This window comes from Mesorhizobium sp. M6A.T.Ce.TU.016.01.1.1 (genome assembly GCF_003997065.1).
Lineage (GTDB): Bacteria > Pseudomonadota > Alphaproteobacteria > Rhizobiales > Rhizobiaceae > Mesorhizobium > Mesorhizobium mediterraneum.
The window spans coordinates 1-15793 of record NZ_RZTJ01000035.1 but is presented as its reverse complement, the minus strand read 5'-3'; the positions used below and the strand labels follow the sequence as shown (position 1 = coordinate 15793).

General features: G+C 63.9%; 19 protein-coding genes. 5 read left to right on the top strand and 14 right to left on the bottom strand.

Annotation, left to right across the window (positions count from 1 at the left end; translation table 11 throughout):
* Position 1: 1 nt before the first annotated feature.
* Together ptsP and EOC94_RS31425 are read right to left on the bottom strand one after the other, a co-directional pair.
* Positions 2-2272, bottom strand: a complete 2271-nt coding sequence (ptsP, locus tag EOC94_RS31430) for a phosphoenolpyruvate--protein phosphotransferase (RefSeq protein ID WP_127295419.1) — start codon at positions 2270-2272, stop codon at positions 2-4.
* 161 nt (positions 2273-2433) lie between these two features.
* Positions 2434-3687, bottom strand: coding sequence for an aspartate kinase (locus EOC94_RS31425; protein WP_127295417.1), 1254 nt, complete (start codon positions 3685-3687; stop codon positions 2434-2436).
* A gap of 359 nt (positions 3688-4046) precedes the next feature.
* On the opposite strand from EOC94_RS31425, the gene ubiG reads away from it, so the two are divergent.
* Positions 4047-4796 carry a bifunctional 2-polyprenyl-6-hydroxyphenol methylase/3-demethylubiquinol 3-O-methyltransferase UbiG gene (gene ubiG, locus EOC94_RS31420; protein ID WP_127295415.1) on the top strand — a complete coding sequence of 250 codons (750 nt, stop codon included), beginning with the start codon at positions 4047-4049 and terminating at the stop codon, positions 4794-4796.
* Between the two features lie 6 nt (positions 4797-4802).
* Here the strand turns inward: ubiG and EOC94_RS31415 are convergent, their stop codons facing one another.
* Complete coding sequence (locus EOC94_RS31415; RefSeq protein ID WP_127295413.1) at positions 4803-5732, bottom strand: DMT family transporter; 930 nt, start codon at positions 5730-5732, stop codon at positions 4803-4805.
* A 100-nt stretch (positions 5733-5832) separates the two neighbouring features.
* On the opposite strand from EOC94_RS31415, the gene EOC94_RS31410 reads away from it, so the two are divergent.
* Positions 5833-6318, top strand: coding sequence for a MarR family transcriptional regulator (locus EOC94_RS31410; RefSeq protein ID WP_127295411.1), 486 nt, complete (start codon positions 5833-5835; stop codon positions 6316-6318).
* Between the two features lie 4 nt (positions 6319-6322).
* Here EOC94_RS31410 and EOC94_RS31405 read toward each other — a convergent pair whose 3' ends face one another.
* Genes EOC94_RS31405 through EOC94_RS31390 form a run of 4 tightly spaced genes read right to left on the bottom strand, consistent with a single transcriptional unit; the run spans position 6323 to position 8707 of the window.
* A complete protein-coding gene (locus EOC94_RS31405; RefSeq protein ID WP_127295409.1) occupies positions 6323-6748 on the bottom strand; it encodes a DUF1178 family protein in 426 nt (141 codons plus the stop codon).
* Complete coding sequence (locus tag EOC94_RS31400; RefSeq protein WP_127295407.1) at positions 6745-7611, bottom strand: carbon-nitrogen hydrolase family protein; 867 nt, start codon at positions 7609-7611, stop codon at positions 6745-6747. Before EOC94_RS31400 ends, EOC94_RS31405 begins: the two co-directional genes overlap by 4 nt.
* A 10-nt stretch (positions 7612-7621) precedes the next feature.
* Entirely contained in the window at positions 7622-7891 is a 270-nt protein-coding gene (gene grxC / locus EOC94_RS31395) for a glutaredoxin 3 (RefSeq protein ID WP_127295405.1), read from the bottom strand.
* Between the two features lie 30 nt (positions 7892-7921).
* A complete protein-coding gene (locus EOC94_RS31390; protein WP_127295403.1) occupies positions 7922-8707 on the bottom strand; it encodes a ComF family protein in 786 nt (261 codons plus the stop codon).
* Positions 8708-8760: 53 nt separating this feature from the next.
* Here EOC94_RS31390 and EOC94_RS31385 point away from each other — a divergent pair, with 53 nt between their 5' ends.
* A complete protein-coding gene (locus tag EOC94_RS31385; RefSeq protein WP_127295401.1) occupies positions 8761-9633 on the top strand; it encodes a methyltransferase domain-containing protein in 873 nt (290 codons plus the stop codon).
* A 33-nt stretch (positions 9634-9666) separates the two neighbouring features.
* On the opposite strand, the gene EOC94_RS31380 is transcribed toward EOC94_RS31385, so the two are convergent.
* The 6 genes from EOC94_RS31380 to EOC94_RS31355 all read right to left on the bottom strand — a co-directional run bounded on the left by EOC94_RS31380 (position 9667) and on the right by EOC94_RS31355 (position 13215).
* Positions 9667-9846, bottom strand: a complete 180-nt coding sequence (locus tag EOC94_RS31380; protein WP_127295399.1) for a Flp family type IVb pilin — start codon at positions 9844-9846, stop codon at positions 9667-9669.
* A 98-nt stretch (positions 9847-9944) separates the two neighbouring features.
* Complete coding sequence (locus EOC94_RS31375; RefSeq protein ID WP_127295397.1) at positions 9945-10274, bottom strand: hypothetical protein; 330 nt, start codon at positions 10272-10274, stop codon at positions 9945-9947.
* Positions 10275-10386: 112 nt separating this feature from the next.
* A complete protein-coding gene (locus tag EOC94_RS31370; protein ID WP_127295395.1) occupies positions 10387-10809 on the bottom strand; it encodes a (deoxy)nucleoside triphosphate pyrophosphohydrolase in 423 nt (140 codons plus the stop codon).
* Positions 10806-11585, bottom strand: a complete 780-nt coding sequence (locus EOC94_RS31365; protein WP_185928366.1) for a GNAT family N-acetyltransferase — start codon at positions 11583-11585, stop codon at positions 10806-10808. The genes EOC94_RS31370 and EOC94_RS31365 overlap by 4 nt, the downstream gene beginning before the upstream one ends.
* The gene (argJ, locus tag EOC94_RS31360) at positions 11585-12826 is read right to left on the bottom strand and encodes a bifunctional glutamate N-acetyltransferase/amino-acid acetyltransferase ArgJ (RefSeq protein WP_127295393.1); all 1242 of its coding nucleotides are present in this window, start codon (positions 12824-12826) and stop codon (positions 11585-11587) included. The genes EOC94_RS31365 and argJ overlap by 1 nt, the downstream gene beginning before the upstream one ends.
* Positions 12827-12933: 107 nt before the next feature.
* A complete protein-coding gene (locus EOC94_RS31355) occupies positions 12934-13215 on the bottom strand; it encodes a hypothetical protein (protein WP_127295391.1) in 282 nt (93 codons plus the stop codon).
* 113 nt (positions 13216-13328) lie between these two features.
* Here EOC94_RS31355 and EOC94_RS31350 point away from each other — a divergent pair, with 113 nt between their 5' ends.
* Positions 13329-13925: a TetR/AcrR family transcriptional regulator gene (locus tag EOC94_RS31350; RefSeq protein WP_127295389.1), complete on the top strand. Its 597-nt coding sequence runs from the start codon at positions 13329-13331 to the stop codon at positions 13923-13925.
* A gap of 15 nt (positions 13926-13940) precedes the next feature.
* Positions 13941-14924, top strand: a complete 984-nt coding sequence (locus EOC94_RS31345) for a glycosyltransferase (RefSeq protein WP_245465698.1) — start codon at positions 13941-13943, stop codon at positions 14922-14924.
* A 47-nt stretch (positions 14925-14971) separates the two neighbouring features.
* On the opposite strand, the gene EOC94_RS31340 is transcribed toward EOC94_RS31345, so the two are convergent.
* Positions 14972-15793 (bottom strand): peptidylprolyl isomerase (locus EOC94_RS31340; protein WP_127295387.1); only part of this gene is annotated, 822 nt, incomplete at its 5' end.

The following is a 15793-nucleotide window of genomic DNA, read 5'->3' as shown; positions in this document are numbered from 1 at the left end:
GCTATAGCGGTATAGAGCGGTCGTCGGCAAAGGCTTGCAGCAGCGCCCGCATCGGCAACTTCTGGGACGGCGCCATGAGATTGTCGTCGAAAAACGCTTGCAGCTCGGCCAGTGGCAGTTCCGTCAGCATCGCCTTGACCGGACCGATCGAAGCCGGCGACATCGAGATCGAACGGTAGCCAAGGCCGATCAGCGCCATCGCCGAGATCGGCTTGCCGGCCAGCTCGCCGCACAAGGTCACCGGGGTATTATTGCGCACCCCGGCGTCGGCGACCTGTTTCAGAACGCGCAGGAATGGCGTCGACAGCGTGTCGAAACGGTCGGAGAGCTGCGTGTTGCCGCGATCGACGGCCATGACGAACTGGAACAGATCGTTCGAGCCGACCGAGACGAAATCGACGGCCTTCATCAGCTCGTCGAGCTGGAACAGCAGCGAAGGCACTTCCAGCATGGCTCCGAGCTTCAGGCTGGTCGGCAAATGATGGGCAAAACGCGACAGATGCCGCACCTCGCGGTCGACGATTTCGCGCGCCTGCGCGATCTCGCCGAGTTCCGTCACCATTGGCAGCATCAGCTTCAGTTCACGCCCGCCGCAGGCCTTCAGAAGCGCGCGGATCTGGGTGCGCAACAGGCCCGGCCGGTCGAGCGTCAAGCGGATGGCGCGCCAACCGAGCGCCGGATTCTCTTCCTGGATCGTGTCCTTGAAGTAGGGCAGCACCTTGTCGCCGCCGATATCGATGGTGCGGAAGGTCACCGGCTTGCCCCGCGCCGCGTCGAGCACGTCACGGTAGAGCCGTTCCTGGGCTTCCGCACGCGGAAAGGTCGAAGCGACCATGAATTGCAGCTCGGTGCGGAACAGGCCGATGCCGGCGGCGCCCGCCTCGGCAAGCTGCGGCAGATCGACGGCCAGGCCCGCATTCATCAAAAGGTCGACCTGGACGCCATCCTTGGTCACCGACGGCTTCTTGCGCAGTTCGCGGTAGACCTCCTGCCGCCGCGCCCGGAAGCGGACCTTTTCGGCATAGGCGGCTTCGAGGTCGGGCTGAGGGCGCAGATGGATCGCGCCTTCTTCGCCGTCGACAATGATGGCGTCGCCGTTTTCCGCCATGGAAACGGCGCCCTTCATCTGGCCGGCGACCGGTATGCCCATAGCCCGCGCCACGATGACGACATGGCTGGTCGCCGCGCCGTCCTCCAGCACCACGCCACGCAGCTTGTCTCTGGGATAATCGAGCAGTTCGGCGGCGCCCATCGAGCGGGCGACGATGATGGCGTCCTTCGGCAGCGAGGCCGCGACATCGTCCGGCCCGCGCCCCATCAACTGGCGCAGCAACCGGTTAGCGAGATCGTCGAAATCGCTCATCCGCTCGCGCAGATACGGATCGGTCATGTGCAGCATGCGGGCACGCATGTCGCTCTGCACTTTTTCCACCGCCGCTTCTGCCGTCAGGCCGTTGCGGATCGCCTCTTCCAGCCGGCGCACCCAGCCGCTGTCGTTGGCGAACATGCGATAAGCTTCGAGCACCTGGCGATGCTCGCCCTCGAAGGCGACCTCGCGGCGTTCCAGCATGTCGTCGATGGAGAGCCTGAGCGAACCGAGGGATGCATCGAGCCGCTTGATCTCCTCCTCGCTGTCCTCGTTGAACAGATTGGTGACGACGATGCGCGGCTCGTGCAGCACGACATGACCAAGCCCGACGCCCTCGTTGAAGGACAGGCCGGTAAAGCTCACCGGGCGGCGCAGGTCGAGTTCGAGCCCGGGCCGGGTCAGCCGCGCAAGGTCGCCGGTGGCGATCATCTCGGCGATCACCATCGCCGTCGTTTCCAGCGCCTCGACCTCGTCGTCGCGATAGTGGCGCATGGTCTTGTTCTGAACGACCAGCACACCGAGCGTGCGCCCAGCCCTGAGCACAGGCACGCCGAGGAAGGAATTGTAGATCTCTTCCCCTGTCTCCGGCAGATAGGCGAAGGCGGGATGTTCCTGCGCGTTGGAGAGATTGAGCGGCCGTGCTGAGGCCGCGATCGTGCCGACGAGGCCTTCCCCCAGCCTAAGTTGCGCCAAATGGACGGCTTTCGGGTTCAGGCCCTCGGTGGCATAGAGTTCGAGCACCGAATCGGCGCGCAGCACATAGAGCGAGCACACTTCGGCGACCATGTTGGAGGCGATGTCGCGCACGATACGGTCGAGCCGCTCCTGCGGCTCCAGCGGCTCCTGCATGAGCTCGCGGAGCCGTTTCAGCAAAACGCGCGGGCCGCCGGCCGTATCACGCATCGCGGCTTGTTCTCCAATGGACATTCTGCCCGCCGCAGTTTCTCCCGCGGCCGGCGCTCACGCAACAACTCAATTAGAGCGCCATGCATCCAATTGGACGCACAAAGGACGCTCTAAGACTTTCCGAAAATCGACTCCGATCTTCGGGCCGATGCAGTCTGCTACTGCTTATCCAGACCGTAGACAGAATGCAAAGTACGAACAGCAAGTTCGGTGTAGGGACCGTCGATCAGGATCGAAATCTTGATCTCGGAGGTCGTGATCGCACGGATGTTGATCGATTTGTCGGCCAGCGCCCTGAAGGCGGTGGCGGCGACGCCCGCATGGCTCCTCATGCCGATGCCGATGACCGAGACTTTCGACATGCCGGCTTCCGACTGCACCACGTCGTAGCCGATCGTGGCCTTCAGCCGCTCGAGCACGGCAAGCGCCTTGTCGACATCGCCGGACGGCACGGTGAAGGTCATGTCGGTGAACTTGCCGTCCTCGGAAATGTTCTGGACGATCATGTCGACATTGATGTTGGCTTCGGCCAGCGGCCCGAAAATGCCGGCGGCGACGCCCGGCCGGTCGCCGACACGGCGCAACGAAATCTGCGCTTCGTCCTTGGCGTAGGCAATTCCGGTGACGACCTGCTGTTCCACGATCTCTTCCTCGTCGCAAATAAGCGTTCCGGGCGGATTGAGCAAATCCCCCATTCCGGGCGCGTCGGGATCGTCGAAGGACGACCGCACGAAAGTACGCACCCTGTGCACCATGGCAAGCTCGACCGAACGCACCTGCAGCACCTTGGCGCCGAGCGAGGCCATTTCAAGCATTTCCTCGAACGAAATCTTGGCCAGCCGCCGCGCCTTCGGCTCGATGCGCGGATCGGTGGTGTAGACCCCGTCGACATCGGTGTAGATGTCGCAGCGGTCGGCCTTGACCGCCGCCGCGATGGCGACGGCGCTGGTGTCGGAGCCCCCACGGCCGAGCGTTGCGATGCGGTTGTCCGGCCCGATGCCCTGGAAACCGGCGACCACCGCCACCTGGCCCTCGCCGAAGCGCTTGATCAGGAACGCGCCGTCGATGTCGAGAATGCGCGCCGCGCCATGTGCATTGTCGGTCTTGATCGGAATCTGCCAGCCTTGCCAGGAACGGGCATGGACGCCCATGTTCTGCAGCGCGATCGCCAGCAGGCCGGCAGTCACCTGCTCGCCGGAGGCGACGACGGCGTCATATTCGCGTGCATCGTGCATGGGTGAGGCTTCGCGCGTCCATTGCACGAGCTCGTTGGTCTTGCCGGCCATCGCCGAGACGACAACCGCGACCTCATGGCCGGCATCGACCTCGCGTTTGACATGACGCGCCACATTGCGGATGCGGGCGATGTCGGCGACGGAGGTTCCGCCGAATTTCATCACGATGCGCGCCATGGAAGCGAAATGCCTTTGACTGGATGCCAGGCCGACGGCCGAAAAGCGGAAAGGGAGCGTTCCGGCCGGGCCGGTCGCTGAATTCGCGGCCTCCTTAGCCAAATGCTTAGGGTTTCGCAAGGCATGCCGCCGTTTGCCGACTGGGCGACGTGAGCCGTATTAAGCTGACATATGCTGACAGATCGCAGTCAGCGTCGCCTGGCATCATGAGCACTGGCCTGTCGACAGGCGAAATTGCTGCCTTGACATTCGCTGCCTCGCGACCGACTTCCTAGCGCACCAGAGCGCGATCAGCAAAAGTCGTATCCGGTTTTGCACCCGATCGCGCTCTGAACTTTTGAGTCTGCGGGAGACACGCCATGCCAGAACCCCGACGGTCGACGATCGATGCCGGAGAAGTGGAGCGCTTTTCCGCCCTTGCCGCCGAATGGTGGAATCCGAACGGCAAATTCCGTCCGCTGCACAAGTTCAATCCGATTCGGCTTGCCTATATACGCGACCAGGTGGCGACGCGCTTCGGCCGCGACCCGCGTGCGGCGCGGCCGTTCGAGGGCCTGCGCTTCCTCGACATCGGCTGCGGCGGCGGGCTGTTGTGCGAGCCGATGGCGCGGCTTGGCGCCGAAGTGGTCGGCGCCGATGCATCCGCCACCAACATTGAAGTGGCCAAGCTGCATGCGGCGGAAGTCGGCGTGACCGTGGATTACCGTGCCACGACGGCGGAGGATCTGGCCGACGCCGGCGAGAAATTCGACGTCATCCTCAATATGGAAGTGGTCGAGCATGTCGCCGACATCGACCTGTTCGTCGCCAAATGCGGCGAGATGGTCAAGCCCGGCGGCATCATGTTCGTCGCCACCATCAACCGCACGCTGAAGGCGCTGGGCCTGGCCATTATCGGCGCCGAATATGTGCTGCGCTGGTTGCCGCGCGGCACCCACCAGTTCGGCAAGCTGGTGCGGCCAGACGAGCTGGAAAAGGCGCTTGCCGGCGCCGGCCTGACCATCATCGACCGCACCGGCGTCGCCTACAATCCGCTCGCCGACCGCTGGCAGCGGTCGAAGGACATGGACGTCAACTACATGGTGCTGGCGGAGAAGGCATCCGTCTGAACTTTCTCACGCCGCCACCTTCTCACCCGTCTGGCTCTGCGCCTTTGTGGTGATCTGGCTTTGCGCTTTGGTGGTGATGAAGACGCCGGCGGTGATGATGACAGCGCCCGCCCAGGTCAGCAATTGATAGTGCTCGCCCAGAAAGATCGTCCCGGCAAACAACCCGACCGCAGCCGCGACATAGCCGATCTGACTGAGATAGACCGGGCCGCCGACCGCCTGCAGCCGGAAGAAGAAGGCGAACATCGCCGCGGCCGACGCGACCTGCCCGACGACCACCTGCGGCACGCCGCCGAGCAGGGCGAGCGACCCCCCGCCTTGCAGCGTGAGGATACCGCCCAAAAGCAGCGCAGCCGCTGCCAGATGGCTGCCGACGGCAAGCTCGATCGGCCCGGTCCCTTCGGGCCAGTCGACGGTGCGGTAGATGTTGCCGGCGGCAAGGCTGACCGGGATGAGCAGCCCTATCGCTACCCAGAAAAATTCGGCCGGCTGTCCGGCCTCGCCGCGCGTCATCGCCACCATGACAGCACCGACGAAGCCGACGGCAATACCGATGACACCAAGCAGGTTGGGACGGCGAACGCCGAGCAAGATCGAAAACACCAGCGTGATCACCGGCGATAGCGTGAACATGATGCCGGTGTAGCCGGCGCCGAGATGCGGAATGGCCGAGAACATCAAGAGATTGGGGAAGGCGTAGGACACTGCTGCGGTGACGAAGAAATAGCGCAGCCTGTGCGGGGTGAGCCGGATGCGCTGCCCGCGCAGCAGCAAGGCGCAGAAAAGCACGCCGCCGGCGCCGAGCGAGATGACAAGGGCCCAGACCATGGCGGAAACGCCGGCCGCCGTCGCGATCTTGCCGAAAGGCAGCGTCAGGCCGAGCAGGCCGCCGGTGACGACCAAAAGGCCGAGTGCCGAATCCCAGAGAAATCTCATTTCGTAGCCTTTCGCCTATTTGCGGCTCTTGGCCGGTATTGCATCTTCAGATAAAATAATACAAAGATTCTTAACGTCAAGATATTTAACGGTGAGATGGATGGATCGCGCAGCGAAGGCCATCGAGCAATGGAAAAGAGAACGGCCGGACCTGGATGTCTCTCCGATGGCCGTGCTTGGACGGTTGAACGAAGCCTCGTCGCTCATAGCACGAGAACGCCTCGCTCCGCTGTTTGCCCGTTTCGGATTGCAATCCGGGGAATTCGACGTGCTGGCGACGCTGCGCCGTTCCGGGTCCCCTTATGCGCTGACGCCAACCGCCCTCTATGAAGCGACGATGGTGACGTCGGGCGCCATGACCAACCGGCTCGATCGGCTCGAAAAGTTAGGATTGATCGTGCGCGGGCCGCACCCCAACGACCGACGCGGGATCGTCGTGCAGCTGACCGACAAGGGCCTGACATTGATCGATGAGGCGGTCGCCGCCCACGTCGACAACGAGCACGCAATCCTCGCCGGCCTCACCCGCACGGAGCAGGATACCCTAGCTCGCCTGCTTGAGAAATTGATAGGCAGCGTGAGCTAGCCAGTCAGTTGCGCTCGTCGGGGAAGCTTGGGATCGGCATGAATTCGACGCCGTCCTCGGCCAGGCTCTTGGCCTCCTCCAGCGTCGCCTCGCCATAAATGCCGCGCGGATCGCTCTCGCCGAAATGGATCTTGCGCGCCTCCTCGGCAAACTTGTCACCGACATAGTCGGCATTCTCGCGCACCTTCTCGGCCATGGCCTTCAATTGTGCCAGCGCCTGCTTCTGGGCCTCGCCCATGGCGAGCGCGATCTTTTCCTGTTTGCGCCCGGTGGAGACGGCCGGCGCCATCAATGCCTTCTCGACCTTGTGCGAGCCGCAACTCGGGCAATCGACAAAGCCACGTTTCTTTTGGGTGTCGAAATCGTCATTACTGCGAAACCAGCCTTCGAATTCGTGCTCGTGCTCGCAGATCAGGGAAAAGCGGATCAAGACGCTGCACCCCTAAGCGGCAGTGCCTGAGCCGGTCCGCCGTTTACGGCGAAATCCCGCGCATTTTTCAGGTTTGGGATCTTCTTGCGCGCGGCGACCGACTGCGCCGGGTCGATGTCGGCGACGATCACGGCGGGCTCGTCATGTGCGGCCTCGGCGACGATGCGACCCCAGGGATCGACGATCAGCGAATGGCCATAGGTCTCGCGGCCGTCCTCGTGCAGTCCGCCTTGCGCCGCGGCGACGACATAGGCGCCGTTCTCAATGGCGCGCGCCCGCAGCAGCACATGCCAGTGCGCCTCGCCGGTCTGGCGGGTGAAGGCGGCGGGCACCGAAAGCAGGTCGGCGCCGGCCAGCGCCTCGGCGCGGAAGAGCTGCGGAAAGCGCAGATCGTAGCAGACGGCGAAACCCAGCCTCGCGCCATCGATCTCGGTAACGATGGCCTCGGTGCCCGGCTCGTAGGCGGCGGATTCGCGCCAGCTCTCGCCATTGTCGAGATCGACGTCAAACATATGGATCTTGTCGTAGGTGGCTAGTGTCGCGCCATCCGGCCCGAACAGAAGCGCCCGGTTGGCGAGCTTGCCGTCGGCGCGCAGGATGGCGGTCGAGCCGATATGCAGGTAGACGCCAAGCTCTTTCGCCAGCTTGCGCGAGGTCGAGACGATGATGTCCTTGTCCTCGGACGTGAAGGAGGCGGCCCGCGCCTGTTTGTCGCGGACCAGTGCACCGGTCATTTCCGGTGACTGGATATAGGTCGCGCCCTGGCTTGCTGCCTCGCGCACCAGCCGCTCGAGATCGACCGCGTTGTGCTCGGGGCTGATACCCGAACGCATTTGGATCGCCGCCGCCTTGAAAGCACCCATCGTCATGTCCTTAAATAGTCGAGCCATTGGCAAGCAGACGGTCCAGCCGGCCTTCCGCCTCCAGTTCGTGGAGATCGTCGGAGCCGCCGACATGTGTGTCGCCGATGAATATCTGCGGAAAGGTCGAGCGGCCATTCGCGCGGGAAATCATTTCCCGGCGCAGTTCCGGCGAGAAGGAGGCGTCGTGCTCGGTGTAGGCGACGCCCTTGCGCTCGAGCAGCCGCTTGGCCGCCGCACAATAGCCGCACATCACCCGTGTATAGATCGTCACGTCGACCATCGGTCAGCAATCCTGCCTTGTCTCAAAATCTTATATAGTCGCGGACTCGTCGGCCCGAAAGTCCCCCGGCAGCACGCGCGCGAAGGTCAGCACGTCGACGGTCCCGGCACCGCCCTTCTTCAACGCCTTGGCGACCGCTCGGACAGTGGCGCCGGTGGTATAGACGTCGTCGATCAAGAGCACCCGGCGGCCGGCGATCTCGATCTCCGCCTCCTCGGGCACTCTGAATGCAGCACGCACATTCTCCTCGCGTTCCCGCCGCTCCAGCCCGACCTGCTGGCGGGTAAGCTTGACGCGCCTGACCGCGGAGGGTGCGAAAGGCAGACCACCAAGCTGCGATACCGCCCTTGCCAGCTCCGCCGACTGGTTGAACTGACGCCTGAAAAAACGCCGCCAGTGCAGCGGCACCGGCACGACCACATCGGCTTCCGCGATCAGTTCGGCGCCGGCGCGCAGCATCCAGCGCGCCATCCACGGCGCCAGATCGGTGCGATCCTGGTATTTCAACCCTTGCACCATCTGGCGGGCGACACCGGAGTAAGCGACCGCGGCCCGCGCGCGCTCGAAGGGCGGCGGGTCGGCGATCGCCTCGGCCGACAGGAACCCCTCGCCCATGTGATGGATGAACGGCGTGCCCATCACCGGGCACCATGGCCGTTCCAGAAGCCTGAGCTTCGGCCAGCAGGCGCCGCATAGCACGCCGGGCTGCGAGACATGCCGGCGGCAGCCGGCGCAAACCGGCGGAAACAGGATGCGCGCCGGCCAGTCCAATGCCTTTCGAGCGATACTCTTGATATCTGGCATTGGATCGGCCACGTGATTGGTTCTCCGCCACCCTATATCAGAGAGCGGAAACCAGGAACCAGCCGTTGCAGCCCATAGTCGACACCTCTCTCTGGCTGGCGCACAAGCGCCGGGCCCTTGCCCGTCCGGCTGCGGGTGCGGATTTCCTGATGCGGCGGGCAGCCGAAGAGCTTGCCGACCGGCTGGGCGCCGTGGAGCGTAAATTTGACAGAGCGGCCGTGCTGTTTTGCCAGACGCCGGCGGCAGTCGACGTGCTCGCGACAAGCGGCAAGGTGACGGACGTCGCGCGCGTCGAGGCGGATGCGGCGTTCCTGGCCGATGCCGCGGGATTGGTGGCGCCGCTGGAGACCGTGCCGTTCGAGCCGGAAAGCCTAGACTTAGCCGTATCTCTTCTGTCCCTTCAGGCAATGAACGACATTCCCGGTATGCTGGTGCAGATCCGTCGCGCACTGAAGCCGGACGGTCTTTTCCTCGGCGCCTTTGCCGGCGCCGGTACGCTTTCCGAGCTGCGCGAAAGCCTGCTCGCCGCCGAGACCGAGCTTTATGGCGGCGCCAGCCCGCGCGTCATCCCGTTCACCGACGTGCGCGACGCCGGGGCGCTTCTGCAACGCGCCGGCCTGGCTTTGCCGGTCGCCGATGTCGAGACGGTGACGGTGCGCTACGATTCCCTGTTCGGCGTGATGGCGGACCTGCGGGCGATGGGCGAGACCAGCGCGCTCATCGACCGTAGCAGGCGACCCGGGACGCGAAGGCTGTTTGCCCGCGCCGCCGAAATCTATGCCGAACGATTTTCGAATGCCGATGGCCGCGTCAGAGCGAGTTTCCCGATCGTCTGGATGTCAGGCTGGGCGCCCGACGCCTCGCAGCAAAAGCCGCTGAAGCCCGGCTCCGCGAAAATCTCGCTGAAGACAATACTGGAAAATCCCGGCGGGCGTTGACCGGATTCTACGGATGCGGGTACCCGGTCGTGATCACTGCGCGAAAGCGTTCACAAGCCTGCTGTTGTTGTCGCTGAACAGCCATTTGAGGGCATCGAACACTTGGCCGGCCCCGCCAACGATGGCCAGCGACAGCACGGTCACGATGACGCTGTACTCTATGACCGTCGCGCCGGTTTCGTCTTCCCAAAATCGTTGCAGCAATATTTTCATGGCCGTCGATCCCGCCTGCCGGAACCCTAGTGCCGACCTGTTAAGAAAGGTTAATGGCACAGCCTTAACAGGCGATGAAACGACCGCTTTAAACCATGTCAGCAGTCGCCGCTGCGCTTGCCATTGTCGCGTATCACGCAGACCGAACTGGGCAGCGGCTGCAGCACGCTCCTGCGCAGCGTGTAGGTATGGCCGATCGGGCCTGTGTTCCCGATCGATCCTGTGCTCATCGTATCGAGGCCCCCGGCAAAATCGGCGCGGCCGGACTGCAATCGCGTCCGGCTGTCGAGGAACGGCGTCGCGATCAAGGCCAGTGCCACCGCGGCCGAGCCGAACAGCAGCGTGATCCGCAATATGCCCATCCCGACATGGACAGCGCTTTCACTGCGGTCGGGCCGGATCGAATCCCAGTCCCTGTCGAGGCTCATGCAGTCGCTCTCCGGCGAAGGCCTGAACATGGCCTTCCCTCGATTTCCATACCGTCAATTTTTCACGGCAAGATAAATCTTCCATTAACGCTGTCGGGCAGTGAACGCACAATCACAGAAGATCGATGAGGAACTGGATCAGCGGCGCGTCGGCCGGCGGCATCGGAAAATCGCGCATCTGACGCGGCCGCACCCATTTCAGCACTTGCCCCTCCTTCGGCTGCGCGATGCCGCGGAAGCGACGGCAGACGAACAGCGGCATCAGCAGGTGAAAATCATCATAGGAGTGGCTGGCGAAGGTGAATGGCGCCAGGCAGGGAATATCGGTTTCGATGCCGATCTCCTCGTACAACTCCCGGATGAGGCATTCTTCCGGCGTCTCGCCGGGCTCGACCTTGCCGCCCGGAAACTCCCACAGGCCGGCGAGTTGCTTGCCTTCGGGCCGCTGCGCCAGAAGCACGCGGCCGTCGGCATCGACCAGCGCGCAGGCTGCGACCAGGAGCAGGCGCTTGCCGGCAGGGCTCGGGCCGGTCATGCGCCGGGCGGCCGGCGATAGTGGTAACGGTAGACTTCATCGAACCCGAGCGAACGATAGAGCGCCAGCGCCGGCGCATTGTCGGCCTCGACCTGCAGCCAGGCCTCCCGGGCGCCGCGCAGCCGCGCCCATTTCAGCGCCGACAGGATGAGGTGGCGGCCATGGCCCTTGTTGCGCACCGATTTGTCGGTGGCGATCTCGAACAGTCCGGCAAGATCGCCATCATGGACGCAGATCAGCGTCGCCAGTGGCTCGGTGCCCTCTTCGAGCGCGAACAGCCCGGCTTCCGGCTGGATGGCGCCGATGATCTCCGACAGGCCCGGCCGCAGCGACACATCCGAGCCACTCACCTTGAGCGATGCCCCGATGAAGCGGCTGATGTCCTTCAGCGGAATCTGGTCCATGGCGGCATCGAGCTGGGCGTCCGCGAGCGGCAGCCGCATGACCAGCGATTCGTCGAATGTGCTCCAGCCCTCGCTGTCGAGATGTTTGGAAAGGACCGGCCCTGACAGCGGCGATATGCGAAAGGTCAGCGGCCGGCCATAGGCGTCGAAACGGCGGCTGGCGCGGCCTATGCGATCGGCAATGTGCTGGATATCGCCCGGATCGAGCGGGTTGACCGAATTCAGCCGCTTGGCCGGATGACCCGCCGTCAGCCGCACCACCCAGGTGCCGTCATAATGGACGGCCGCCGCCGGCCAGGCGCGAAAGCCGGCCGCCTCGTAGCGCCGCACGATGGCAAGCACGCTTGCCGGATGTCTGGAAACCAACGCCATCAGCTCCGATAATCGCCGTTGATGGCGACATACTCCTTGGTGAGGTCGCAAGTCCACACCGTCGCCTTGCCGCGGCCGATGCCGATATCGGCATGGATGCGTATCTCGTCGCGCTTCATATAGGCCGATGTCGCCTCCTCGGAGTAGGCGGAATCGCGCTCGCCCTGATGCGCCAGCCTGATATCGCCGAACCAGATCGACAGAAGGTCGCGGTCGGCCGGTTCGCCGGCCTTGCCGATGGCCATGACGACGCGGCCCCAATTGGCGTCCTCGCCGGCGACCGCCGTCTTGACCAGCGGCGAATTGGCGATCGACAGCGCGATGCGCTTGGCCGAGCGGGCCGATTTTGCGCCGGTGACGGTGACCTCGACCTGCTTGCGGGCGCCCTCGCCGTCGCGCACCACTTGCAACGCCAGCGATTTCAGCACCTTGCCGAGCGCGCGGCGGAAGGCGCCGAGGCGCGCATCCCCGACATCCGTGATATCAGGCGCGCCGCGCCTGGCGGCAGTGCCGGTGGCGAACATCAGCAGCGTGTCGCTGGTCGAGGTGTCGCTGTCGACGGTGACCGCATTGAAGGTCTTGGCGGTGCCGCGCGACAAAAGATCCTGCAGCACGGGCGCTGCGATCGGCGCGTCGGTGGCGATGAAGGAGAGCATCGTCGCCATGTCGGGCGCGATCATGCCGGCGCCCTTGGCAATGCCGTTGATGGTGACATCGGCGTCGCCGAGCTTCACCGTCGCGGTCGCCAGTTTCGGATAGGTGTCGGTAGTCATGATCGCCTTGGCGGCTTCGGTCCACAGATCCGGTCTGCCGTCCTTGACCAGTCCGGCGAGCAAATGGCTGAACTTGCCGGCATCCAGCGGCTCGCCGATGACACCGGTCGAGGCCAGAAACACCTCGTCCGGCGCGCAGCCTGCAGCCTTGGCTGCAGCCTCGCCGGTTATTGCCGTGGAGGCTCGGCCCTTCTTGCCAGTGAAGGCATTGGCGTTGCCGGAGTTGACGACCAGGACGCGCGCCTTGCCCTGCCCAAGGTTCTGGCGGCAGAAATCGACTGGCGCCGACGGGCATTTCGACTTGGTGAACACGCCGGCGACCGTGGTGCCGGCATCGAAGACCATGGTCAGCAGGTCAGTACGGTTCTTGTACTTTATCCCGGCCTCGGCGGTGGCGATGCGGGCGCCCTCGATATCAGGCATTTTGGGATATTTCTTCGGCGCGAGCGGCGAAATCGTGGCTGACATGAAGGCCTCGGGCGGGGAAACGCAAGGGAAACGCCGGTTTGCCTGATAGCGGGCGCCGGCGCAAGGGCGTTTTCCCGGCCGTTGCGGGCGGCACCGGCAGCTTCGCCCTAAAGGCCGTTTCTGGAAAGGAAACTGCCGGCAGCACCCTCGCATCGTGGGGCAGGATTGAGGAACCTCCGGAACGTCGTCTGCACCACCGGGATGAGCCCCCAGATCATGATCGAGACCATCAACGGGGCGATGACCAGCGCGCGCTGCCAGATTTCCCACTCCTCGGTCAGCGGGAACACTGCATAGAGGATGGCTGTGATCAGCGGATAGACGCCGGCAAGCACCAGCAGGGCAAAGCGAGGGCGCGAGAAGCGGGTGGTGGCAGCAGTCGAGGTCATTGCTCTCTCCTTATCGTTACGAAACGTTCCGTTATATAAAACGGACCGTTCCGTTTCGTCAAGAGGTCGTATATGAATGCTGAGGGGAAACTTGCCGGCAAGGGAAATGGCAGATGGGTGAGGACGCAGATCAGGCCCGCAAGTCAATTGGCGCGCGGCGTAACCCCGACAGCGCCGACGCCATTCTCGACGCCGCCGAGGCGGTGCTGGTCGAGGCCGGTTATTCCGGCTTCTCGATCGAAGCGGTGGCGCGGCGGGCCCGTGCTGGAAAGCCCACGATCTATCGCTGGTGGCCGAGCAAGGCCGCTTTGCTCTTCGACGTCTATCAGCGGCTCAAGCGCGTCGAGTATCCCGATACCGGAAACCTCGAGGACGATCTCGTCGGCTTCCTGAAGAACCTGTTCTCACACTGGCGTGAGACATCGTCAGGCAGCGTCTTCAGGTCGCTGATCGCCGAGGCGCAGTCGGATGCAACCGTGGCCGCCGTCCTTGCCGAATACACGAAAGGACGTCATGCCCATACCGGTCAGATGATCGAACGCGCCAAGGCAAGAGGCGAGGTGGCGGCCGACGTCGATCCCATGCTCGTCGCCGACCTGGTCGCCTCCTTTGCCTGGACGCATCTTTTGACCAATCGCCTCAACGAAGACGAAACGACCATACGCAAAGCGGTCCGCTACGTGGTACAAGGCATCGCTCACAAGCGTTGACAGGGGATCGGCGGCTTGCCTGAAAGAACATCTCCAGTGCTGCCCGTCAGCCTGATCATCGTTTCCGACTATCTGACGTCCGACGGCGACGCGGAATTGCGGCGCTCGTTGCGCGCCTACGCGCAGGATACGCGCGGCGTGCCGGCCGAGATCGTCATCATGCTGCCCGGCGACCCTGGTTCAGAAGGCGGGCATGCCTCAAAAAATGGACATGCCTCCACAATCGAGGCCGAGCTTGCCGGCAAGGCCGCATATCTCTGCCCGTCGGTGATCGTAGCCACGCATGACAGCGACGAATCCTCGCAACTGAAGGACGCTGCGCTGTCATACTGCCGCCATGACCTCGTTGCGGTGGTCGAAGCCGATTGCCTGCCCGGTCCGGGATGGCTGGCGGCGTTGTACGAGACCGTCGAGAAAAACCCGAAGCTCGACGCGGTTTCGGGACGGACCAGCTACGGCGAAGAGAGCATGATGAAAAGGGTGATGTCGCTGCTCGACCGCGGCTTCATCGAGCGCCGCAACATACTTGGCCAGATCATTCATGCCAGCAACAATGGCGCGCTCTATCGACGGTCGGTGCTTGAGCAATATCGCTTCGAGGCCGACCATGGACCCTTCGTCAGCTCGCATCTGCGCCAGCACGCCATGCTGAGGGATGGTGTGGCGATGGAGCTGGCCGCCCAAGCCGTCTCGATCCACGCCTATGAGGGACTGGGGTTCATCTGGGATGTCCGGCGCAACAAGGGCTTCCAGTTTGCGCGGATGCTGCTGCTGCGCAAGAAGCATCGCTTTTCCAGGCTCGGCCTGGCCGTTCGTGCCGTGGCGACATCGTTCAAGGAAAACCGCCAGACCGCGCAAGCCGTGGGCAATGAGTTCTGCCGATGGACGGACTGGCCGCTGTTCTGGGCAATGATGCTTCTGGTGCGGATCCCGGAATTCACCGGCGCACTCGCCGCCGGCGATCCGGCGGCATTCAAGGCGTCGACGCACTATAGGTAAAGCGACAGGACGCCGTGCGGCGCCCTGTCGCGGGTTCCGGGCTGGGACTATTTGGTGTTTTCCAGCGCGTCGACCGTCTTCTTCAGCTTCTCATCCGGGATTTCGACTTTGGCGTCGGCGCGCAGCGTCTTGACCAGCGCGATATACTTGTCGCGGATGACCGCCTGACGGGCCTGGTCCTTGACCTGGTCGTATGCCGGCGGCTGCTTGGTGCGCTTGTCCTCGACCTTGATGACGTGCCAGCCGAACTGCGTTTGCACCGGCTGCTCGGTGTATTTGCCGACCGCCAGCGCGGAGGCCGCCTTGTCGAATTCCGGCACCATCTGTCCAGGACCGAACCAGCCGAGGTCGCCACCGCTGGTCTTGCCGCTCGGATCGCTGGTGTGCTCGTTGGCGAGTTTCTGGAAATCGGCGCCGCCGTCGAGCTGCTTGATGATCGCGTCGGCCTCTTCCTTCGACTTCACGAGGATGTGACGGGCATGCACTTCGTTGGTCGGCGGTGTGTTGGCGATTTCCTGGTCGTAGCGGGCGCGAACCTCGGCATCCGTGACCTTGTCGACGACATCCTTCTCGACCATTTCGCCATGCAGGGCGCGCTGCTGCAGGAACGCCATGCGGCGCTGGAAGTCGGGATCCTTGTCGAGGCCGGTGGTGACCGCCTGGGCTGCCATGACCTTGATTTCGATCGCCGCCGAAAGCGCCGCAGCGCGGCGCTGTTCGGGCGGCATCTGCGCGAACTGCTGTGACAGCTCGCCTTCGGCAAGCGCAAGGTCTGCCTCGGTCAGCGTCTGGCCGTTGATCGTGGCGACCACGGCGTTCGGATCGACCGGCGCCGCCGGCTGGGCGGGGGCGGCCGGTTGGGCGGGGGC